This window comes from Pseudoalteromonas sp. J2K-J979, from assembly GCF_058169715.2.
Map to the genome: position 1 here is coordinate 2,989,290 of NZ_CM200281.1, position 17,721 is coordinate 3,007,010.

Genomic DNA, 17,721 nt, shown 5'->3' on the forward strand with positions numbered 1-17,721 from the left:
CCCTTAAGTAACTAGTAGTTTCGCAGCGCTGAATTTTACAGTATTACTGCTGATTGTGAACGACTTTTCTTATCGTTTAAAACCAAAGGCACGATTGCCTTATTCAAAAATGCTGCGATAAAAGATTAATAAAAATTTAAAGCTATATTTATTATCAACTTAGCTCATTAAATCTCGTTCGATATCATCTTGAGATACATGTCGAATATCTTTGCCTTTTACAAAGTAAATGACATATTCCGCTATATTTTGACAACGATCACCAATCCTTTCCAGTGAACGCACAGACCATACAAGGTTCATGACCTTAGGAATAGAGCGAGGATCTTCCATCATGTAAGTCATAATTTGACGCGTTAAGGCTTCATATTCACGATCAACTTTAGCGTCTTCTTTGTGTACCGCAAATGCAGCATTCACATCCATGCGAGCAAAGGCATCTAGCACATCATGCAACATCTTCGAGACCTGGCGGCCCATATTATCAATATTGACTAATAAATCTTGTTGCTCATTATTGAATGAATCCAAAGCTACTTTAGCAATGCGACGTGCTTCATCGCCAATACGCTCTAAATCTGCAATTGTTTTTGCGATTGCGACCACTAATCTTAAATCACTAGCGGCAGGCTGGCGCTTTGCAATAATGCGCGTACACTCTTCATCAATACTCACTTCCATCGCATTGACTTTAAAGTCACCTTCTTGGACTTTTCGCGCTAAATCAGCATCATTATTTAGTACTGCATCAAGCGCTGAATTAAGTTGCTGCTCAACCAAGCCACCCATGCTCAACACATGATTGCGAACATTTTCGAGCTCTTGGTTAAAGTTCCCCGAAATGTGTTTATGAATATTATGTTCCATTAAAATTTCTCACTTAACTCTGTAGTCCGACCACTCACCTTCTAACTCACAGCAAACTAACCGTAGCGACCAGTAATATAATCTTCTGTTTTCTTTTTCGATGGCGTGGTAAATAGTGTATTAGTATCTGCGTATTCAATCAGCTCACCCATATACATAAACGCGGTTTGATCTGACACTCGCGCCGCTTGTTGCATGTTATGAGTAACAATTACCACAGTATATTTATCTTTTAAATCATTTATCAGCTCTTCAATAACCAATGTTGAAATAGGATCGAGTGCCGAGGTTGGTTCATCAAGTAACAAAACTTCAGGCTCGATAGCAATCGAACGCGCAATCACCAAACGTTGCTGCTGACCACCTGACAAACCAAACGCACTATCATGTAGACGATCTTTGACCTCATCCCAAATAGCAGCACCGCGTAATGAGCGTTCAACAACTTCGTCTAATTGACGTTTATCTTTAATACCCTGTAAGCGTAACCCATAAACCACGTTTTCATAAATCGATTTTGGAAAAGGATTAGGGCGTTGAAATACCATACCGACATTACGACGAAGTGCAGCAACATCAACGCGCTTGTCATAAATATTTTCATTGTGAAGTAAAATCTCCCCCTCTATGCGGCATGAATCAACTAAGTCATTCATACGATTGATGCAACGCAATAAAGTTGACTTACCACAACCTGATGGGCCGATAAACGCCGTCACTTGCCCTTTAGGGATTTTCATTGAAACATTACTAAGCGCTTGTTTATCACCATAAAACAAATCTAAGTTTTTAATTTCTAACGCCGTCTGCTCTGGAGATAAGTTTTCCAGATCTAATTTCAAGTTGGTTGCAGATTGACTGACTTGTGGTGCTACTGTAATCATTAAAAGTTACCTATTTAAAATTTGATACTGGATTAGTGCTCTAAGGCTCTAAACTTTTCACGTAAGTGGTTACGAATGCCGATAGCCGTAATATTTAGTGCAATAATCACTGACACTAATAAAAACGCCGTCGCATAAACAAGAGGTCGAGCCGCTTCAACATTCGGGCTTTGGAAGCCCACATCATAGATATGGAAACCTAAGTGCATAAATTTACGATCAACATGAATAAACGGGAAATTCATATCCACTGGTAATGTGGGTGCCATTTTTACCACCCCGACCAACATCAAAGGTGCAACTTCACCAGCTGCGCGAGCAACCGCTAGAATCAACCCCGTCATAATTGCGGGGCTGGCCATGGGCACAATAATACGCCATAACGTTTCGGCTTGTGTCGCCCCTAATGCTAACGAACCATGACGCACCGAGCTCGGAATACGCGACAAACCTTCTTCAGTTGACACAATCACAACTGGTAACGTTAAAATAGCCAGCGTCAACGCCGACCAAATAACACCAGGAGTACCAAACGTTGGGCCTGGTAAAGCTTCTGGATAGAAAAGTTGGTCAATACTGCCACCCAACATATAAACAAAAAAGCCTAAACCAAACACACCATAAACAATCGAAGGCACACCTGCGAGGTTAATAACAGCAATACGGATCATCTTAGTGACTGCATTTTTAGCTGCATATTCATGAAGGTAAATCGCTGCTACCACACCAAATGGCGTGACTATTACAGCCATCAGCATGACCATAAAGACAGTACCGAAAATAGCAGGAAAAACCCCACCTTCAGTGTTAGCTTCACGCGGATCATCAGCAACAAACTTACCTAACTGCACAAAGTAATGGCCTAATTTGGCAATAAAGCTCATATCGTTTGCAAACGTTACATCCAACACTTGATATAGTGGCAATGTTACCAATTCGTCGCGCATGTCACGGACAATAACCTGATCACGCTTTGCTTGATCTCGCAGTGCAAACAGCTCTTTTTCCAGAACCGAGTACTCTTGCTTTAAAGTTTCTCGGTGTTGCTGAAGCTCTGCTTTGCGCTCCGCGGTTAATTCATCTTTAAGCTCTAAAGCCCGCTCTTTTAGGCGAATGCGCTCAAGCTCATAATTGATGTGACCAATCGGCCCATTTTGCAAATCAAGCGCTTCATCATTTAAATCAACCGCACGTTCAACTAATTCATCCAACTTTGCAAGCTTGTCAGTCGTAACGGGCTGACCATTTTCAACCACAGATTCAACGTAACCATAGAAATTACCATTTTTGCTACGCTCAAACATGGCCAAACCTTTCGGTGTGGTCTGTTTGACGATATCTGTCGATAATAACCAACGAAAATCTAAATCCACATATTCACGATTACCGGTTTTTATTAACACACGCTCAATGGTTTCTTCTTGATGGCCTTTTAAATCAATGCCCGCTTCAAGTAAGCGAGACGTTGGGACAAACTCGCGATCGTAAATCTCACCAATCACACGCACTTTGCCCGTCGCATTCTCGAGATCAAACTGATAAATAGCAGAAGGCCAAAAGAAACTTAACCCGCGCCACGCGATGAGCGCTAAAAGTCCCAGTACAGAAATCAAACTAATACTAACTGCACCGCCTGTCATCCAGATCCATGGAGAACCTGACTTAAACCATAACTTCATCTGTCATGCCTCCAATTAAAGTGAACTATATTTTTCACGCAACTGCTGACGAACAAACTCAGCAATCGTGTTAAAGACAAAAGTAAAAATAAACAACACAAAAGCAGCTAAGAACAAGATACGATAGTGAGTGCTTCCTACTTCCGATTCTGGCATTTCCACCGCAATATTCGCAGCAAGGGTTCGCATTCCTTGGAAAATACTCCAATCCATAATCGGTGTATTACCCGTCGCCATCAGTACTATCATGGTCTCTCCGACCGCACGACCTAAGCCCATCATCACCGCAGAGAAAATACCTGGGCTCGCCGTCAATAACACAACACGAACCAAAGTTTGCCATTGGGTCGCCCCTAAGGCTAACGAGCCATTCGATAAATGTTTAGGGACACTGAATACCGCATCTTCTGCTATCGAGAAAATAGTCGGAATAACCGCAAATCCCATTGCAATACCAACAACAAGTGCATTACGTTGGTCAAACGTCAAGCCCAGCTCATTGGTTAAAAATTTTCGTACATTGCCGCCAAAGAACCACAGCTCAATGGTTGGGCTCACTGAAAAAGACATAAAACCAACCAGCAAAACGATTGGAATTAATAACACCGCATGTGAACCCTCAGGGACAAAATGGCGTACTTTTTCTGGGAGTTTTGTCCATAAAAACGCGGTTAATAACATGCTTACAGGCAAAGCAATCAGCAGCACGATAATGGCCGGCAAATGCTCTTCAAAAATAGGTGCTAACCAGAGCCCCGCCAAGAAACCCAAAATAACCGTCGGTAACGCTTCCATAATTTCAACGGTTGGTTTAACAACCTTACGAAGATCTGGTGACATAAAGTAGGCAGTATAAATGGCTGCAGAAAGTGCGATAGGAACCGCAAACAACATCGCGTACATTGCCGCTTTTAAGGTACCAAACGAAATAGGCACTAAAGAAAACTTCGATTCAAAGTCATCGCTTGCAGACGTTGATTGCCAAATGTAAGCTGGCTCTGGATAACCTTCATACCAAACTTCTTGCCACAATGACGACCACGTTACTTCTGGGTGCTCATTGGTGATATCAATCACGCTAACCGTTTTCTCTGAGACTAATATTGCAGCATTAGAGCGTGGCGCCATCGAGTACTGATTAATCTTGCCTGACGCAATATTACCTTGCCATAAAGTGGCTTGACTTGTGGTGTAGTACACCCCTAAATCACCACTTTTATTGACCGTAAAAAAGCTACGACGAAAGTACTCAGGATAAACACCAACAATGTGCTTGTCTTGTGTTGCAAAAGTACGGATTTTTTTAAATTCACGCCCTTGTTCAGCGTTCACTTCAAACCACTGTGACACTTCACCGTTGTCATTAGCTAACATCAGTGAGTTTGCACCTGCTAGTAAAGAGGATGTCACTAAGTTTGCATTTTCAGCATTAGCTGCAAGCACCTGAATTAACTCTACATCTTCAGGATCTCGCGTATTGAAGATATAGATTTGATTGGCGGAACGCACAAACGCACGAGTATTATCAGGCGATAGCAATAACTCATCCACACGCCCTTCGATATCGAGTTCATTATAGGTAGGCACCCATTCAATTTCATCGGTCATAAAGTTTTCTTCAGCAGTAAAGCTAGTGAAAACAACACGGCGATCATCCGTTAAAGCCAATGCAGCGACACTTTCTTCTGTGCGACTAAATGCAAATAACTTAATACCTTGAGACTGCTCATCAACCAAAAATTGTGTATCACCTAATGGATAGCGAATTTCAGGAGTGATAACACGTTTATTACCCGGAAACGTAACATTAAATGCTGGCTTGAGGATGGCAATATGCCCATCGGAATAACCATAAGCATATAAACCTAAGTGTGGCGCCGCTTTCGCAAAGCTAATCGGTGTCGTATTTGCATCAACGGGTAGGCTGCTTAACTTTTTGCCTAACGACTCGCCTTTAGCCTGATAAAACGAGACTTCGCCCGACTCCATCAACACATAAGCGATTTCAGTTTGCTCTTCCATTCCCAAAGCAGCCACTTTACCTTGCTCTGTTAGGGTAAACTCACCACGCTTATGTATTTCTGCCGATTCAAAAATGGGCTGGACGACATACAATAAGTAAAAAAAGATCATCAATAAAGCAACCAGCACCATTACACCACCGGCTGAAATACTCAGTTGCGCGAGCTTGTCCTTTATCAGACGGCTTCGATCCGTATGAAAGCTGGATTTTGTCGGATTTGAAGTCATCAAAATATCCTTCAGCATTAAAATTGCTGTGCATTATATTTCGTCAAGATGACAGTAATGTTACACCGAATACAAAACATTGCGATTTAATGACAAATATATGACAAGAGATTTACCTGTTTAAAGTCCCTAAGGGTTGGACAAAGCACATGTTCGTGTTAATACTGTATTGGGTAAATAACAACAATCTTTCCAACTTTCTTACAGAGTATATTTTATGAAGCAGTTAGTATTAACCTTGATTGGCGAGGATAAACCTGGCTTAGTCGAACAACTCTCAGCCATTGTTTTGCAACACAACGGTAATTGGTTAGCCAGCAACTTGAGCCATTTATGCGGTCATTTTGCGGGCATTCTACAAATAGAAGTGCCTGAAACTCATTTAGAAGGACTGCAAAATGCGCTTGAGTCTTTCGCTTGTCTTGATATTAAAATTGAAGTCGGTGAGCACACTGAACTTAATGTGCCCCATCACCTGAACTTTGTGATTACGGCCAATGATCGCCCAGGTATTGTTCAGGAGTTATCGAGCATTATTCGCCATAAAGGGGCAAGTATTGTGCATTTCACATCCAAACAACAAAGCGCACCTAACTGGGGCGTGCCATTATTTAATGCGGTTGCTACGGTCGAATTACCCAAAGGCTTAGATAAAAATGAAGTCATTTTAGCGCTAGAGTCTTTGACTTCTGATGTAATGGTCGATGTCGAAAATGAAGCCTAAAACAAACGCACATCTCAAAACAAAAAAAGAGCCTCGGCTCTTTTTTTTGTTGCTGCTTAAGTTAAATATTTCTGCAGATACTTCTTAAATATGGGATCACTTTGCGCGAGCTCTTTTTGCTCAGCCAATATATTTTGTAAAATCGTTTCCGATGTCAAAGGGTTGGCCAACACCACTCTAAAAACCACTGTGGGTAATTGTTGATACTGCATAGGTGTCAAACGCGTACGAGACACAAACGAGCGACCAGCTTCGCGCTGGCGTTTTTGCATACTGGCCGTAAAGCGGTTCAAAGCAATATAAATTTCCATACGGGTTTCTTCGTCTGCAGAACGAAGGATCTGCTGAATTTTAGCAGGCACATACCGATAGGTGAGTAGGCAGAGCTCTGGCTCTGAAATCAACTCAAAATCTGGATCTTCATTAATCAGTTGCGCAAAGTACTGCGCTTTTTTAATGCCCTTATCTATGAGCATTTCATAGCCTTTACGACCAATTATACTCAAACACGCATGCACGAGCATCGCCATTCCTGGGCGACTCCCTTCAAGCGTGTGACTCCCTAAATCTTTTGAGCCTTTACGTAAAATATATTCAGCATGATGCTCGATAACATTAGATGCTTCTGGGTCCTTAAATAAAACGATCCCAGCCCCCATCGGCACATACATTTGCTTGTGGGCATCAATGGTAATCGAATCTGCACGTTCAACACCCGCTAACAAATGACGGTGATTGTTAGATAACAATGTTGCTCCGCCCCACGCTGCATCCACATGAAAATGACAACCTAATTGCTCACTCAAATCAGCCATTTCATTGAGTGGATCAATATTTCCGGTTTCAGTCGTTCCAGCAACTCCTACAATCGCCATCACTTTAATCCCTTGAGCTTCTAACTCTTGGGCTTTTGCTCGCATTGCCGCCATATCCACTTTATTATTGCTATCTGTCGCAATACCAATAAAGTTTTTACGGCCAATTCCTAAAACATCGGCCGCTTTACCAAGCGAGTAATGACCGCGTTCTGACACCAATACGGCCAAACCTTTATAACCATAATGCATCATTGCAGCCATCAAGCCATCGCTTGCAATTCCTTTGAAATCGCCATCTGGACGAAGTAAGCGATTACGCGCAATCCACAAAGCCGAAATATTTGCAACCGTACCGCCAGAACAAAACGCCCCTAATGCATTTTTAGCACTGTGCATCCACTTTTGATAAAACCCATCATTTTGCCCATACACTAAGTGATGCATCATGCCTAGCACTTGACGTTCAAGGGGAGTGAAGGCTTTTGAGGTTTCAATTTTCACTAAATTTTGGTTCAATCCCACCATCAACTTTGACAGAGGTAACACAAAATGTGGTAATGCTGATGTCATATGCCCAATAAAGCTTGGGGCAGCCGTATGCACAGAATGAGCGACTAATTGATCCATGATCTGCTGAGCATGATCAGAGACAAATGTTGGCTCTTCAGGGATATTAGCTAACTGAAAATCTTTCTCGATTTCATGTAATGGTTTTTCTATTGCCGCAATATTTTCATTCAGAAAGCCGGCTAAATTACTCGAAATCTCTTGCTCGATTCTCGCTAAGGTAGAACCTGGTGCTTCCGGTACGGTAAAAATGCGCATTAAACTTTCTTCTGAAGCGACGGCACAACGCTTTGCTTCCATCTTACTACCTAGTGTTCCAAATTATTAACATTTGGATAGCTAAACAAATTGCCGCTAACTGTAATAGATATGACACGAAATGTCTCCTTTTATAGCAAAATGGTGCAATCAAACATCACGTTTAAGTACTGGTTATTGATTTTTGACGGCTCTCTACACCTCACATTTCTTTAATAAACACTCACAGTCAACTCAATTAACCATAGTCGAACAGCGTTGCAAAAAAAGCAATTGGCTTTATTTGTTTTGCCAGTTATTCTAACTTTGTCCCTATCTACTGATAATCTTGGATTCAACCCAACAAGGAAAGTAATGACATCACGACATGCGCATTTAAGTTGGTTGGCGGCTGGCTTTCTTACTTTTATACTTAGTTTAAGTGGCTACGTTTATTACAGCTATCAATTAACTTATAAAGAGATAATGGCCTCTGTCGATGATAAGTTGCTCGATGCCGCTCTGAGCGTTCAGCATATTTTAGGTCCTAATTATCACGATAACATTAACGACCTCAATCACATCAGCCGAGAAGAATACTTATTAAAAAGTAAGCAACTCTCTGACTTTACAAAAAAACTCGACCTTGAATATGTTTATGCCATGATCCTTATTGATGGCAATGTCCATTTTAGCGCTTCTAGCTATACGGCCGACGATATTAAAAAGAATAAAATCACCTATTTTTTCGATCTCTACTCAGAAGCAACCGAACTAAATAAAGCAGCCTTTTATTCTACCGAGCCCCTTTTTGAATACTCTTCAGATCAATGGGGCCATTTTAAAACCATATTTGTACCGTTCACATCTGCAGATGGTCGGGTTTATCTCACCGGTGCAGACATAACAATTAAAGATTTACAAGCTCGACTCAATACCAGCGTCAGCCAAGCCATTATCACTAGTTGCTTCTTCTTTTTTATTGCTGTGCTCGTAGCTGTGGTCTATGTCCAACTCCTTAAACGTAGCTATGGAACGGACAGTGCGACAGGATTTGCTAATCATATCGCCCTAGAAAACACCTTACGAAAAAGTAAACAACTTCATTTATTGATGGCGGTCATATGGGTCAATGATTTAGAAGACATAAACAGTTTTTATGGCACTAAAATTGGCGACACTGTTATAAAGCGTTTGATGACAAGGCTCAAAGAACTTTCTGACGACCACTACAGCCTCTATCGTTTATCAACCAATAAAATTGTGGTTTTGACCCAAGATCTCACTAAAACCGATGCCCTTGAACACCTGATTAATCAATTTAATCACAATACGCCCATCATCAAAGAGCCCTTTATTTATGTGACATTGTGTAGCGGCATTGCCCAAGGCAATAAAGACTTATTACTTGAAAACGCTCATATTGCAGCAGCTCAAGCCAAGCAAAGTCGTCATAGCTTGGTACGCTACTCAGATTCACTGCACAAAATCAAAAGCCAATATCTTTATAATGTGAAAATGGCCAAAAACGTACGCGAAGCGTTTAATGAACAGTTACTAGTGCCCTTTTTTCAACCTATCGTCTGTTTAACCAATAATGAGATTGTTCAATATGAATGTCTGGCACGCATCAAAGTTGACGAAGATACTTACCTCAAACCCGAAGAGTTTCTTACTGTAATTAATCGCAGCCGTATGGACGGTCAATTAACCAGAACTATGTTTAGCCAATGTGCAGAACAATTTCGCCGCACATCGACACAGTGGAGCATAAACCTAACAGCCCAAGATATGCTCGATCCCAGTTTGGCACTCTTTTTAGAAGATGAACTCAAACGCTATCCCAACCCAAGCAATATCACCATTGAATTACTCGAAACAGAAGCCATCGCTAATTTTGCAGAAGTAAAAGCCTTTATCGATCAAGTCAGAGCTAAGGGAGTAAAAGTAATGATCGACGACTTTGGCACTGGTTACTCGAACATTTCTAATATATTAAAACTGAATGTTGATGGGATAAAACTCGATGGCACGTTAGTCAAGCAAATCGCCAACGATCCCGATGTGTATCTGTTTATTGAGCACATTGCGAGTTTTGCCAACCAAGTCAACCTGCAACTCATTGCTGAATCGGTAGAAAATAAGCTCATCCTCGACACCCTTTTAAAAGCTGGGGTGACGTTAATGCAAGGGTTCTATTTTTCTGAACCACAAGCCAACATAGAAAAAACAACCGAGTTCAAAAAGTGGCCAACAAAGCAGATCAGCTAAATAAAAAAGCCAGACTAGATCTCTGACTTTTTTCGGCGCTGCTCTATTGCTATGTTGGTAATTGAATATTTCGCACTTTATCAATTGTTAAGTGCAGCTCAACTTCAATTAATTTCTATCTGGTTATTCACCTAAAAGTTTTATTGCATATTCCAACGCTGAGTCTTTGCCCTCCTCATGCACAACAACAGCTTTGCCAACATGGTTCGAAGAAATCATTTCCTCTGCATACTGTCGGAGTAATTTTAATTGAACAAAAGTTAGCGGTTCTAACTTAGCTTGAAAGTTGGCAAACTGGGCATTATCCATGAGGCGATCTTAATCTCGAATCAACACAAAAATGGATCAACGCCCTTTTTTCATACTACACGTGGGGCAAATCAATAACCAAGCGATAGCTTTGCTGGCCACTGGCCCAATACTTACGCTCGAAAGGGGTAATTGATTGCTCAGCTTGATACACTTCAACATCTGTTGAATGGCCTGTCAACGCCAATGCCGCAGCAAACTCTTCAACATAAATTTTCCAATTACTGCGTAACTCTAATTTTCCACCAATAGCAACAATCGTTGGAAAAATAGCTCCACCGTGCCAGCGGCGCTGCAGGTGTTTACTTTTCGGCCAAGGATTTGGATACAACAAATAATGATGGGTCGGCTGCCATTTTGCTTGGAGCACCAACCGCCAGAAATCATTTAAATCAGCTTGCACCAACATGTATTGGCCGCTCTGAGTTTGCTTGTATTCTACCTCGTGCTTATCTAGGCGATGTGCCGATTTATCAATGCCAATAACCAAAGCTTCAGGGTGTAACTTCGCAATATTGGCCGTACTTTCTCCCACACCACAGCACGAATCTAAAATAATCGGCCCCGAAAAAGCCTGCACTTTTGCATTTACTTGATCAAATGCCGTTTGGGTATGTGCAGCGATTGGCTTTTGAAACTCAGCCTTTAAATGACGCAACACCACCTCTTCGAGCTTCTCATGCACTCCAGCTTGATTAGTGGTAATGCTTCGAGAGTTAGCCTTTTCTATCAATGTCTTAGCCCCACACCTTTTTTAATCAATGTTAACGCGGTAAAAAATAACACCACTATAAATCCGATCAACACACCCAATGCCACCGTTAAGTCGACATCACTCACGCCTAAAAAGCCATAGCGGAACGCATTAACCATATAAATGATTGGATTAATCTGCGAAACACCTTGCCAAAAATCAGGCAACAAGGTAATCGAATAAAACACCCCCCCCAAATAGGTTAACGGCGTTAAAATAAAAGTCGGGATAATACTAATGTCATCAAAACTATTGGCATACACCGCATTTATTAAGCCTCCCAGCGAGAACACTGCAGAGGTTAGTAACACAGTTAGTACGATGATGAATAGGTTATGAATTTGAATATCAACAAAAAACAGTGATACCACAGTCACAATCAAGCCCACCAGCATGCCTCGCGCCATCCCACCACCAATATAACCCAGCACAATAATGTAATTTGGTACAGGCGCTACAAGTAGCTCCTCAATGCTTTTTTGAAATTTAGTCGAATAGAAGCTCGACGCGACATTTGAATACGAGTTCGTGATCACCGACATCATTATCAAACCCGGTACGATGAACTCCATGTAACTAAAGCCGCCCATTTCACCAATTCGCGAGCCGATTAAGTTACCAAAAATAACAAAATACAAGGTCATCGTAATCGCTGGTGGCACTAACGTTTGCACCCAAATCCGCAAAAATCGGATACACTCTTTCATCCAAATCGCTTTAAGTGCGACAAAATAGTTAGGCATGATGCTTCCCTCCTGCAGTTTGCGCTAATAACCCAACAAATAACTCCTCTAAACGATTAGCTTTATTGCGCATACTCAGCACTTGATGCCCTTGTGCACTAAGTTGGCTAAACACATCATTCAGTCCTTGAGATTTAGCAACCTCGACCTCAATACTGTGTTCATCAAGTTGTTTCACTGTATAATTTTCTAGGGTAATTTCACTGATGTTTTCGGCTAAATCAAACACAAAGGTTTCTTTATCTAACTTACTCAGTAAATGTTTCATCGTGGTATTTTCAACTATGGTACCTTGGTCAATAATCGCGATGTTCTTACATAACATTTCGGCTTCTTCAAGGTAATGAGTGGTCAAAATAATGGTCACCCCTTGCTGATTGATCTCTTTTAAAAAAGCCCACATCGAACGACGTAGTTCGATATCGACCCCAGCAGTTGGTTCATCTAATATCAACAATTTTGGCTCATGCATTAATGCACGAGCAATCATTAAACGGCGCTTCATTCCGCCTGATAACGAGCGTGCTTGTAAGTCTTTTTTATCTAAAAGCCCTAGTTTGCCTAAGTATTTTTCTGCACGAATGTAGGCTTCTTTACGCGGTACGCCATAATAGCCCGCTTGATTAACTAAAATTTGTTGCAATGTTTCAAATTGACCAAAATTAAACTCTTGCGGTACCAAACCTAAACACGACTTCGCTTTTTCTAATTCAGTATCGATGCTGTAACCAAATACCGAGACATCACCAGCGGTTTTGTTTACCAAAGATGAAATCACACCAATTGTGGTCGATTTCCCGGCGCCATTGGGGCCGAGTAAGGCAAAAAAATCACCTTGCTCTACAGTTAAATCAATCCCTTTAACCGCTACTACTCCATTTTTGTAGGTTTTTTGCAATCCACTGATCGCTAATGCATGTGTCATTTTTATTCCCCATATCCCCAGCGTTGCATCAGCTGATGCTCAATACCGAGGTGATCTAATATTCGTGCTACCATAAAATCCACTAAATCTTCTATCGACTCGGGTTTATGATAAAAACCCGGCGCAGCTGGCATGATAGTCACGCCTATTTTCGCCAATTTCAGCATGTTTTCTAAGTGGATTTCACTAAATGGTGTTTCACGCGGCACTAATATCAACTGACCTTTTTCTTTAATGACGACATCTGCGGCGCGTTCAAGTAAGTTATCCGACGCACCCATCGCGATTGCTGACACTGTGCCAGCACTACACGGACACACCACCATTTTTTTGGGGGCTGCAGAGCCTGACGCCACCGGCGAAAACCAATTATCTTTACCAAAGACTTTCAGTTGCCCTACCTGAGCATTAAAGCGTTCACTTAATTGTGCGGTGGCTTTTTCTTCGCTACCTGAAAGTTTGATATTTGACTCAACATCAAGCACCACACGTGCTGCACTGCTGATAAGTACATACACACTGTGACCTTGCTTAATCAGCACTTCAAGTAACTTTAAGCCATAAGGGGCACCAGATGCACCACTAAAAGCTAAAGTAACAGGCGGTTTAAATTCACTCATGATTTCACTTATTTAAATTGATTCAAGACAGGTCAAATTTCTTTTCTAAAGCTGTAATAATTTTGTCATGGATGCCACCAAAACCACCATTACTCATCACTAATACTTGATCGCCTGAGGCGACACGTTCAAGCAATGCCGCCACAATCTCGTCCACGTTATCAAAACACAGCGCAGCCGCTAAATCGGCAGCTTGATGTAACGACCAGTCTAACTGTTTTGGTTCAAATAGATACGTTACGTCTGCAGCTGCTAAAGAGTTCAATAAAGTGTCTTTATGCACGCCCATTTTCATGGTGTTTGAGCGCGGCTCTAAAATCGCATGGATTTTTTTCGTCCCCACTTTAGCGCGTAAACCCGCTAAAGTGGTTTTAATAGCGGTTGGATGATGGGCAAAATCGTCATACACGTTAATGTTAGCGACACTTGCTTTGAGCTCCATGCGGCGTTTCGGGGAGATAAATTCAGCTAACGCATCAATGGATGATTCAACCGGGATCCCAACATGACGCGCGGCGGCGATCGCCATCATGGCATTTTTGACATTATGCTCACCCATCGCCTGCCACTTCACTTCCCCTAAGATTTCGCCAGCCAATTTAACATTAAAGGCACTGCAATCAGCTTGAGTTAATTCATAACTCCAGTCAGCACCTAGTTGCTCGCTCTCACTCCAGCAACCTTGAGAGATGACACGGTTTAGGGCGTCATCGTCTGAGGGATAAACAACCTTGCCATTTTGCGGCACTATGCGCATTAAATGATGAAATTGTCGCTCGATTGCCGCCAAATCAGCAAAGATATCCGCATGGTCAAACTCTAAATTGTTAAGGATCACCGTACGTGGCAAGTAGTGAACAAACTTACTGCGTTTATCAAAAAAAGCCGTATCGTATTCATCTGCTTCAATGACAAAAAATGGCGTGTCACCTAAACGAGCCGACACACCAAAGTTTTGCACAATCCCACCAATCAAAAATCCTGGTTTTAGTCCCGCATACTCTAAAATCCATGCCAACATGCTTGCTGTGGTCGTTTTACCGTGCGTACCGGCAACAGCCAACACCCAACTATCTTGTAATAGATGCTGTTTTAACCACTCTGGGCCCGAGGTATAAGGCAAGCCTTTTTCTAACACATATTCAACACACGGATTGCCACGGCTCATGGCATTACCTATCACGACAATATCAGGGCGAGGCTCTAACTGGCTTGGATCGTACCCTTGCGTTAAGGTAATGCCCAACTCTTCTAGCTGTGAACTCATCGGCGGATACACATTTAAATCAGATCCTGTCACGGTATGGCCTAATGATTTAGCTAATGCTGCAATGCCACCCATAAAGGTGCCACAAATCCCGAGAATATGAATATGCATGAATGTCTCTTTAAAAAGGTCAAAAAAATACCTGAACAAAGTCAGGTATTCTATGATGCCAAAATTAACTTAACTTAGCACGGTTAAATTGGCGAGCCCGGCGGCATAACTAATGGACTAAACCGTGCTGACCACGCGCCAGTCGACAAAAACAATTTTATCTCATCAGATAAATATTGCTCAAAAACGCCATGGCTACGCTGATATTTTTTAGCTATATATTTTAACTGAGAATAAAGCTCAGCCTGCACTTCAGGGGCGACGGCTGGGTTGATACTTTGCTCAGCCATAAGAACCGCAGTCAACATTTGCACTCGCTGTTGCACTTTCTCTGCCATCGCTTGCTCTTTATCTGCAAAAAAGATCTGCTCTGCGAGCGCAAAAATTAAATCTCGCACACCAAACTGACTGGCATCTCGCATTTTTTGCTGCTGTAAACGATTTAATCGATCACTGTGCAATAACAAAGCAAGGCTATGTTGGGCAGCCACTTCTGGCAACGCCATCGCATCGAGCGTTAACCCTGTGCGTCCTTTAATGCTTTCGCGTGTTTTACTTTCGCCATACGCTTTAGGGGTAATCAAAGCTAACACTGACTCAGGGATCACTAAATTTGAAGCCGTTACTGTGGAAAGTAATGCCTCAAAAGCGGCTTTTTGTTCCGCTGCAGAGACTATTTGATTTCCCATTACCGCATGCTCACTGCGCACTTCATACTGATAATCAACTCCCGCAATTAACTTAACCGCTGCTTCTACTTGATAACGGTGAAGTAAGTACAGCGGAACCAGTACTTCTTCTAATTGTGACAACGCGGTACCATTTTTAATATTTTTGATCCCAAACTGAGCCAAGGCTTTTTGACGTACAGCTAAAATACGCTTAAGTTCTGTCACCGGCTCTGCACCGTTATCCCATAAATGAGCAGTCGGATGAGCACCTCCTTTGGCACGTGCATCGCTATCAGAAATAAATTCTAAACCATGCTGCTTATTCTCTTTTAATACTTGAGCTAAAAACGCAGCTTCTTGATCAGGTGCGATATCAGCATAACCATACTTGATCACTTGTGTATCCCACAGTCCCATCCCTTTGGCGTAGGCTTGTTCGGTATTAAAACGGCCATCCTCATTAAAACTCACCAATGGATGCGGATAGTCCATGACAGATGCACGATCTTTAACCGACGCCGAAAAGTTATGTGCAATGCCTAAGGTATGGCCAACTTCATGAGCACTAAGTTGACGAATACGGTCTAATGCCATGTTTTGCAAAGTCAGATTAACTTCATCGCCACGAACAAACGGTGCAGCTAACGCCTCAGCAATCAAAATATCTTGGCGTACACGCAACGAGCCCAGTGTTACATGCCCTTTAATGATTTCACCAGTACGAGGGTCTATGACCGACGAACCATAAGACCAACCCCGTGTAGCACGATGAACCCATTGGATCACGTTATATCGAATGTCCATCGGATCGGCATGTTCAGGTAAGACTTTAACTTGAAAGGCATTTTTATAACCAGCTTGTGCAAATGCATCATTCCACCATAACGCGCCTTCTAATAAAGCGGTTTTTACTGGGTCAGGCACACCCGGATCTAAATAATACACAATCGGCTCAACTGGCTCACTAATCGCTGCTTGCGGGTCTTTTTTGCTTAATCGATGGCGTGGGATATAACGTACATACATCGACTCACTCAAAGGAGCCGCATAATCTTTATGCTCGATGCTCCAATAGCCCGATTGAGGATGAAATACACGCGGTTTGAAATTATCATCGGGTAATTCAATCAGAGAGTGATGCATATTTAATGAAATACTGTAAGGATCAGCACTAACTTGACGAACAAACTCGCCGGGCTTACTGCCGCTAAAGGTCAGCACGGCTTCTAACTCTGTGTTTTTGGCAAACGACTTAGAGCGAGGCATATAAATCGCACTTCGTGACAAATCGAGTGAGAAACTCCCCTGATTACGCGCCGCAAGCGTACGAGAGACTCCATGCACATCCGATAACAAATAAGGAGTATAATCAACTAAAAATCGCTTAGCTGTTTTCGCTTTGACTTCAAAACCAAACAAAATACTCGATGCAAACGCTTCTTTAACACTTTGTAATTCAGCTTTATTGTCGGTATTCGCTCGATAATAAGTATTGATTTGACGGAGCATCAGTTTATTACCCATTTTTTCAAATTTCACTAAACGGGTGTCACCTAGCTGGCCGCGATCTAAGCCAATATCATTCGAACCAAGTCCCATCGGTAAGCTTTGTTGCAGTAAAAATGCTTGATCGAGTTTTTCAACTTCAAGATACAGTTTGCCACTGCTGTCATCGACATAAAATGAAAAAAAACCCGGATATTGATTCATATCGCGAGTAAATTCATTAATTGACTTAAGTGAAGCGTGTGCTTGAGTTACAATACTCAATAACAGACTCAGAGTAAGAAAAAGAAAACCTCGGCTTTTCAACATAATTTTACCTTTGTTTGTCGTACTTGGTGGTCAGTATGTTGTGTGATGATACACAATATACAACTATAAGGTACATGTTTTTCGACTGTTAGGGTTTGATTGATATACCGTGAATTAACACACGCTTAGCGGTTTAATTCGCTGAACTTAGCTGTAATCAACTATGCTCATGATATTAATCAAATCGATTTGATACACTTACAACTTAG

The 17,721-nt window shown here is 41.9% G+C and carries 14 protein-coding genes; 2 read left to right on the plus strand and 12 right to left on the minus strand.

Translation table 11 applies throughout. The features are described 5' to 3' along the window. Positions 1-159: 159 nt before the first annotated feature. The 4 genes from phoU to AC3KVK_RS13715 are packed head-to-tail and all read right to left on the minus strand — an operon-like array spanning position 160 to position 5,680. Entirely contained in the window at positions 160-867 is a 708-nt protein-coding gene (gene phoU / locus AC3KVK_RS13700; protein ID WP_086744626.1) for a phosphate signaling complex protein PhoU, read from the minus strand. Between the two features lie 56 nt (positions 868-923). Then, positions 924-1,751 (minus strand): phosphate ABC transporter ATP-binding protein PstB, encoded by an 828-nt coding sequence (gene pstB, locus AC3KVK_RS13705; RefSeq protein ID WP_490312727.1) that lies wholly within the window; start codon positions 1,749-1,751, stop codon positions 924-926. Between the two features lie 32 nt (positions 1,752-1,783). Further along, positions 1,784-3,430, minus strand: coding sequence for a phosphate ABC transporter permease PstA (pstA, locus tag AC3KVK_RS13710; protein ID WP_490312726.1), 1,647 nt, complete (start codon positions 3,428-3,430; stop codon positions 1,784-1,786). Positions 3,431-3,445: 15 nt separating this feature from the next. Continuing rightward, positions 3,446-5,680 carry an ABC transporter permease subunit gene (locus AC3KVK_RS13715; protein WP_490312725.1) on the minus strand — a complete coding sequence of 745 codons (2,235 nt, stop codon included), beginning with the start codon at positions 5,678-5,680 and terminating at the stop codon, positions 3,446-3,448. Between the two features lie 217 nt (positions 5,681-5,897). On the opposite strand from AC3KVK_RS13715, the gene AC3KVK_RS13720 reads away from it, so the two are divergent. Beyond that, positions 5,898-6,404: a glycine cleavage system transcriptional repressor gene (locus tag AC3KVK_RS13720; RefSeq protein ID WP_490312724.1), complete on the plus strand. Its 507-nt coding sequence runs from the start codon at positions 5,898-5,900 to the stop codon at positions 6,402-6,404. Positions 6,405-6,460: 56 nt separating this feature from the next. On the opposite strand, the gene panP is transcribed toward AC3KVK_RS13720, so the two are convergent. Next, positions 6,461-8,089 (minus strand): pyridoxal-dependent aspartate 1-decarboxylase PanP, encoded by a 1,629-nt coding sequence (gene panP / locus AC3KVK_RS13725; protein WP_490312723.1) that lies wholly within the window; start codon positions 8,087-8,089, stop codon positions 6,461-6,463. A gap of 312 nt (positions 8,090-8,401) precedes the next feature. Between panP and AC3KVK_RS13730 the strand changes: the two genes are divergently transcribed. Further along, positions 8,402-10,297: an EAL domain-containing protein gene (locus AC3KVK_RS13730; RefSeq protein ID WP_490312722.1), complete on the plus strand. Its 1,896-nt coding sequence runs from the start codon at positions 8,402-8,404 to the stop codon at positions 10,295-10,297. A 123-nt stretch (positions 10,298-10,420) separates the two neighbouring features. On the opposite strand, the gene AC3KVK_RS13735 is transcribed toward AC3KVK_RS13730, so the two are convergent. The 7 genes from AC3KVK_RS13735 to AC3KVK_RS13765 form a co-directional block, all read right to left on the minus strand. Next, positions 10,421-10,606, minus strand: coding sequence for a hypothetical protein (locus AC3KVK_RS13735; RefSeq protein WP_490312721.1), 186 nt, complete (start codon positions 10,604-10,606; stop codon positions 10,421-10,423). A 55-nt stretch (positions 10,607-10,661) separates the two neighbouring features. After that, positions 10,662-11,336 (minus strand): tRNA (guanine(46)-N(7))-methyltransferase TrmB, encoded by a 675-nt coding sequence (trmB, locus tag AC3KVK_RS13740; protein WP_490312782.1) that lies wholly within the window; start codon positions 11,334-11,336, stop codon positions 10,662-10,664. Beyond that, positions 11,336-12,103 carry an ABC transporter permease gene (locus AC3KVK_RS13745; protein WP_490312720.1) on the minus strand — a complete coding sequence of 256 codons (768 nt, stop codon included), beginning with the start codon at positions 12,101-12,103 and terminating at the stop codon, positions 11,336-11,338. Before AC3KVK_RS13745 ends, trmB begins: the two co-directional genes overlap by 1 nt. Continuing rightward, positions 12,096-13,028 carry an ABC transporter ATP-binding protein gene (locus tag AC3KVK_RS13750; protein ID WP_490312719.1) on the minus strand — a complete coding sequence of 311 codons (933 nt, stop codon included), beginning with the start codon at positions 13,026-13,028 and terminating at the stop codon, positions 12,096-12,098. The genes AC3KVK_RS13745 and AC3KVK_RS13750 overlap by 8 nt, the downstream gene beginning before the upstream one ends. Positions 13,029-13,030: 2 nt before the next feature. After that, entirely contained in the window at positions 13,031-13,648 is a 618-nt protein-coding gene (locus AC3KVK_RS13755; RefSeq protein ID WP_490312718.1) for a flavin prenyltransferase UbiX, read from the minus strand. Positions 13,649-13,670: 22 nt separating this feature from the next. Beyond that, on the minus strand, positions 13,671-15,026 hold the full coding sequence (gene mpl / locus AC3KVK_RS13760) for a UDP-N-acetylmuramate:L-alanyl-gamma-D-glutamyl-meso-diaminopimelate ligase (RefSeq protein ID WP_490312717.1): 1,356 nt from the start codon (positions 15,024-15,026) through the stop codon (positions 13,671-13,673). Between the two features lie 83 nt (positions 15,027-15,109). Beyond that, positions 15,110-17,512 (minus strand): zinc-dependent metalloprotease, encoded by a 2,403-nt coding sequence (locus AC3KVK_RS13765; RefSeq protein ID WP_490312716.1) that lies wholly within the window; start codon positions 17,510-17,512, stop codon positions 15,110-15,112. Between the last annotated feature and the right edge of the window lie 209 nt (positions 17,513-17,721).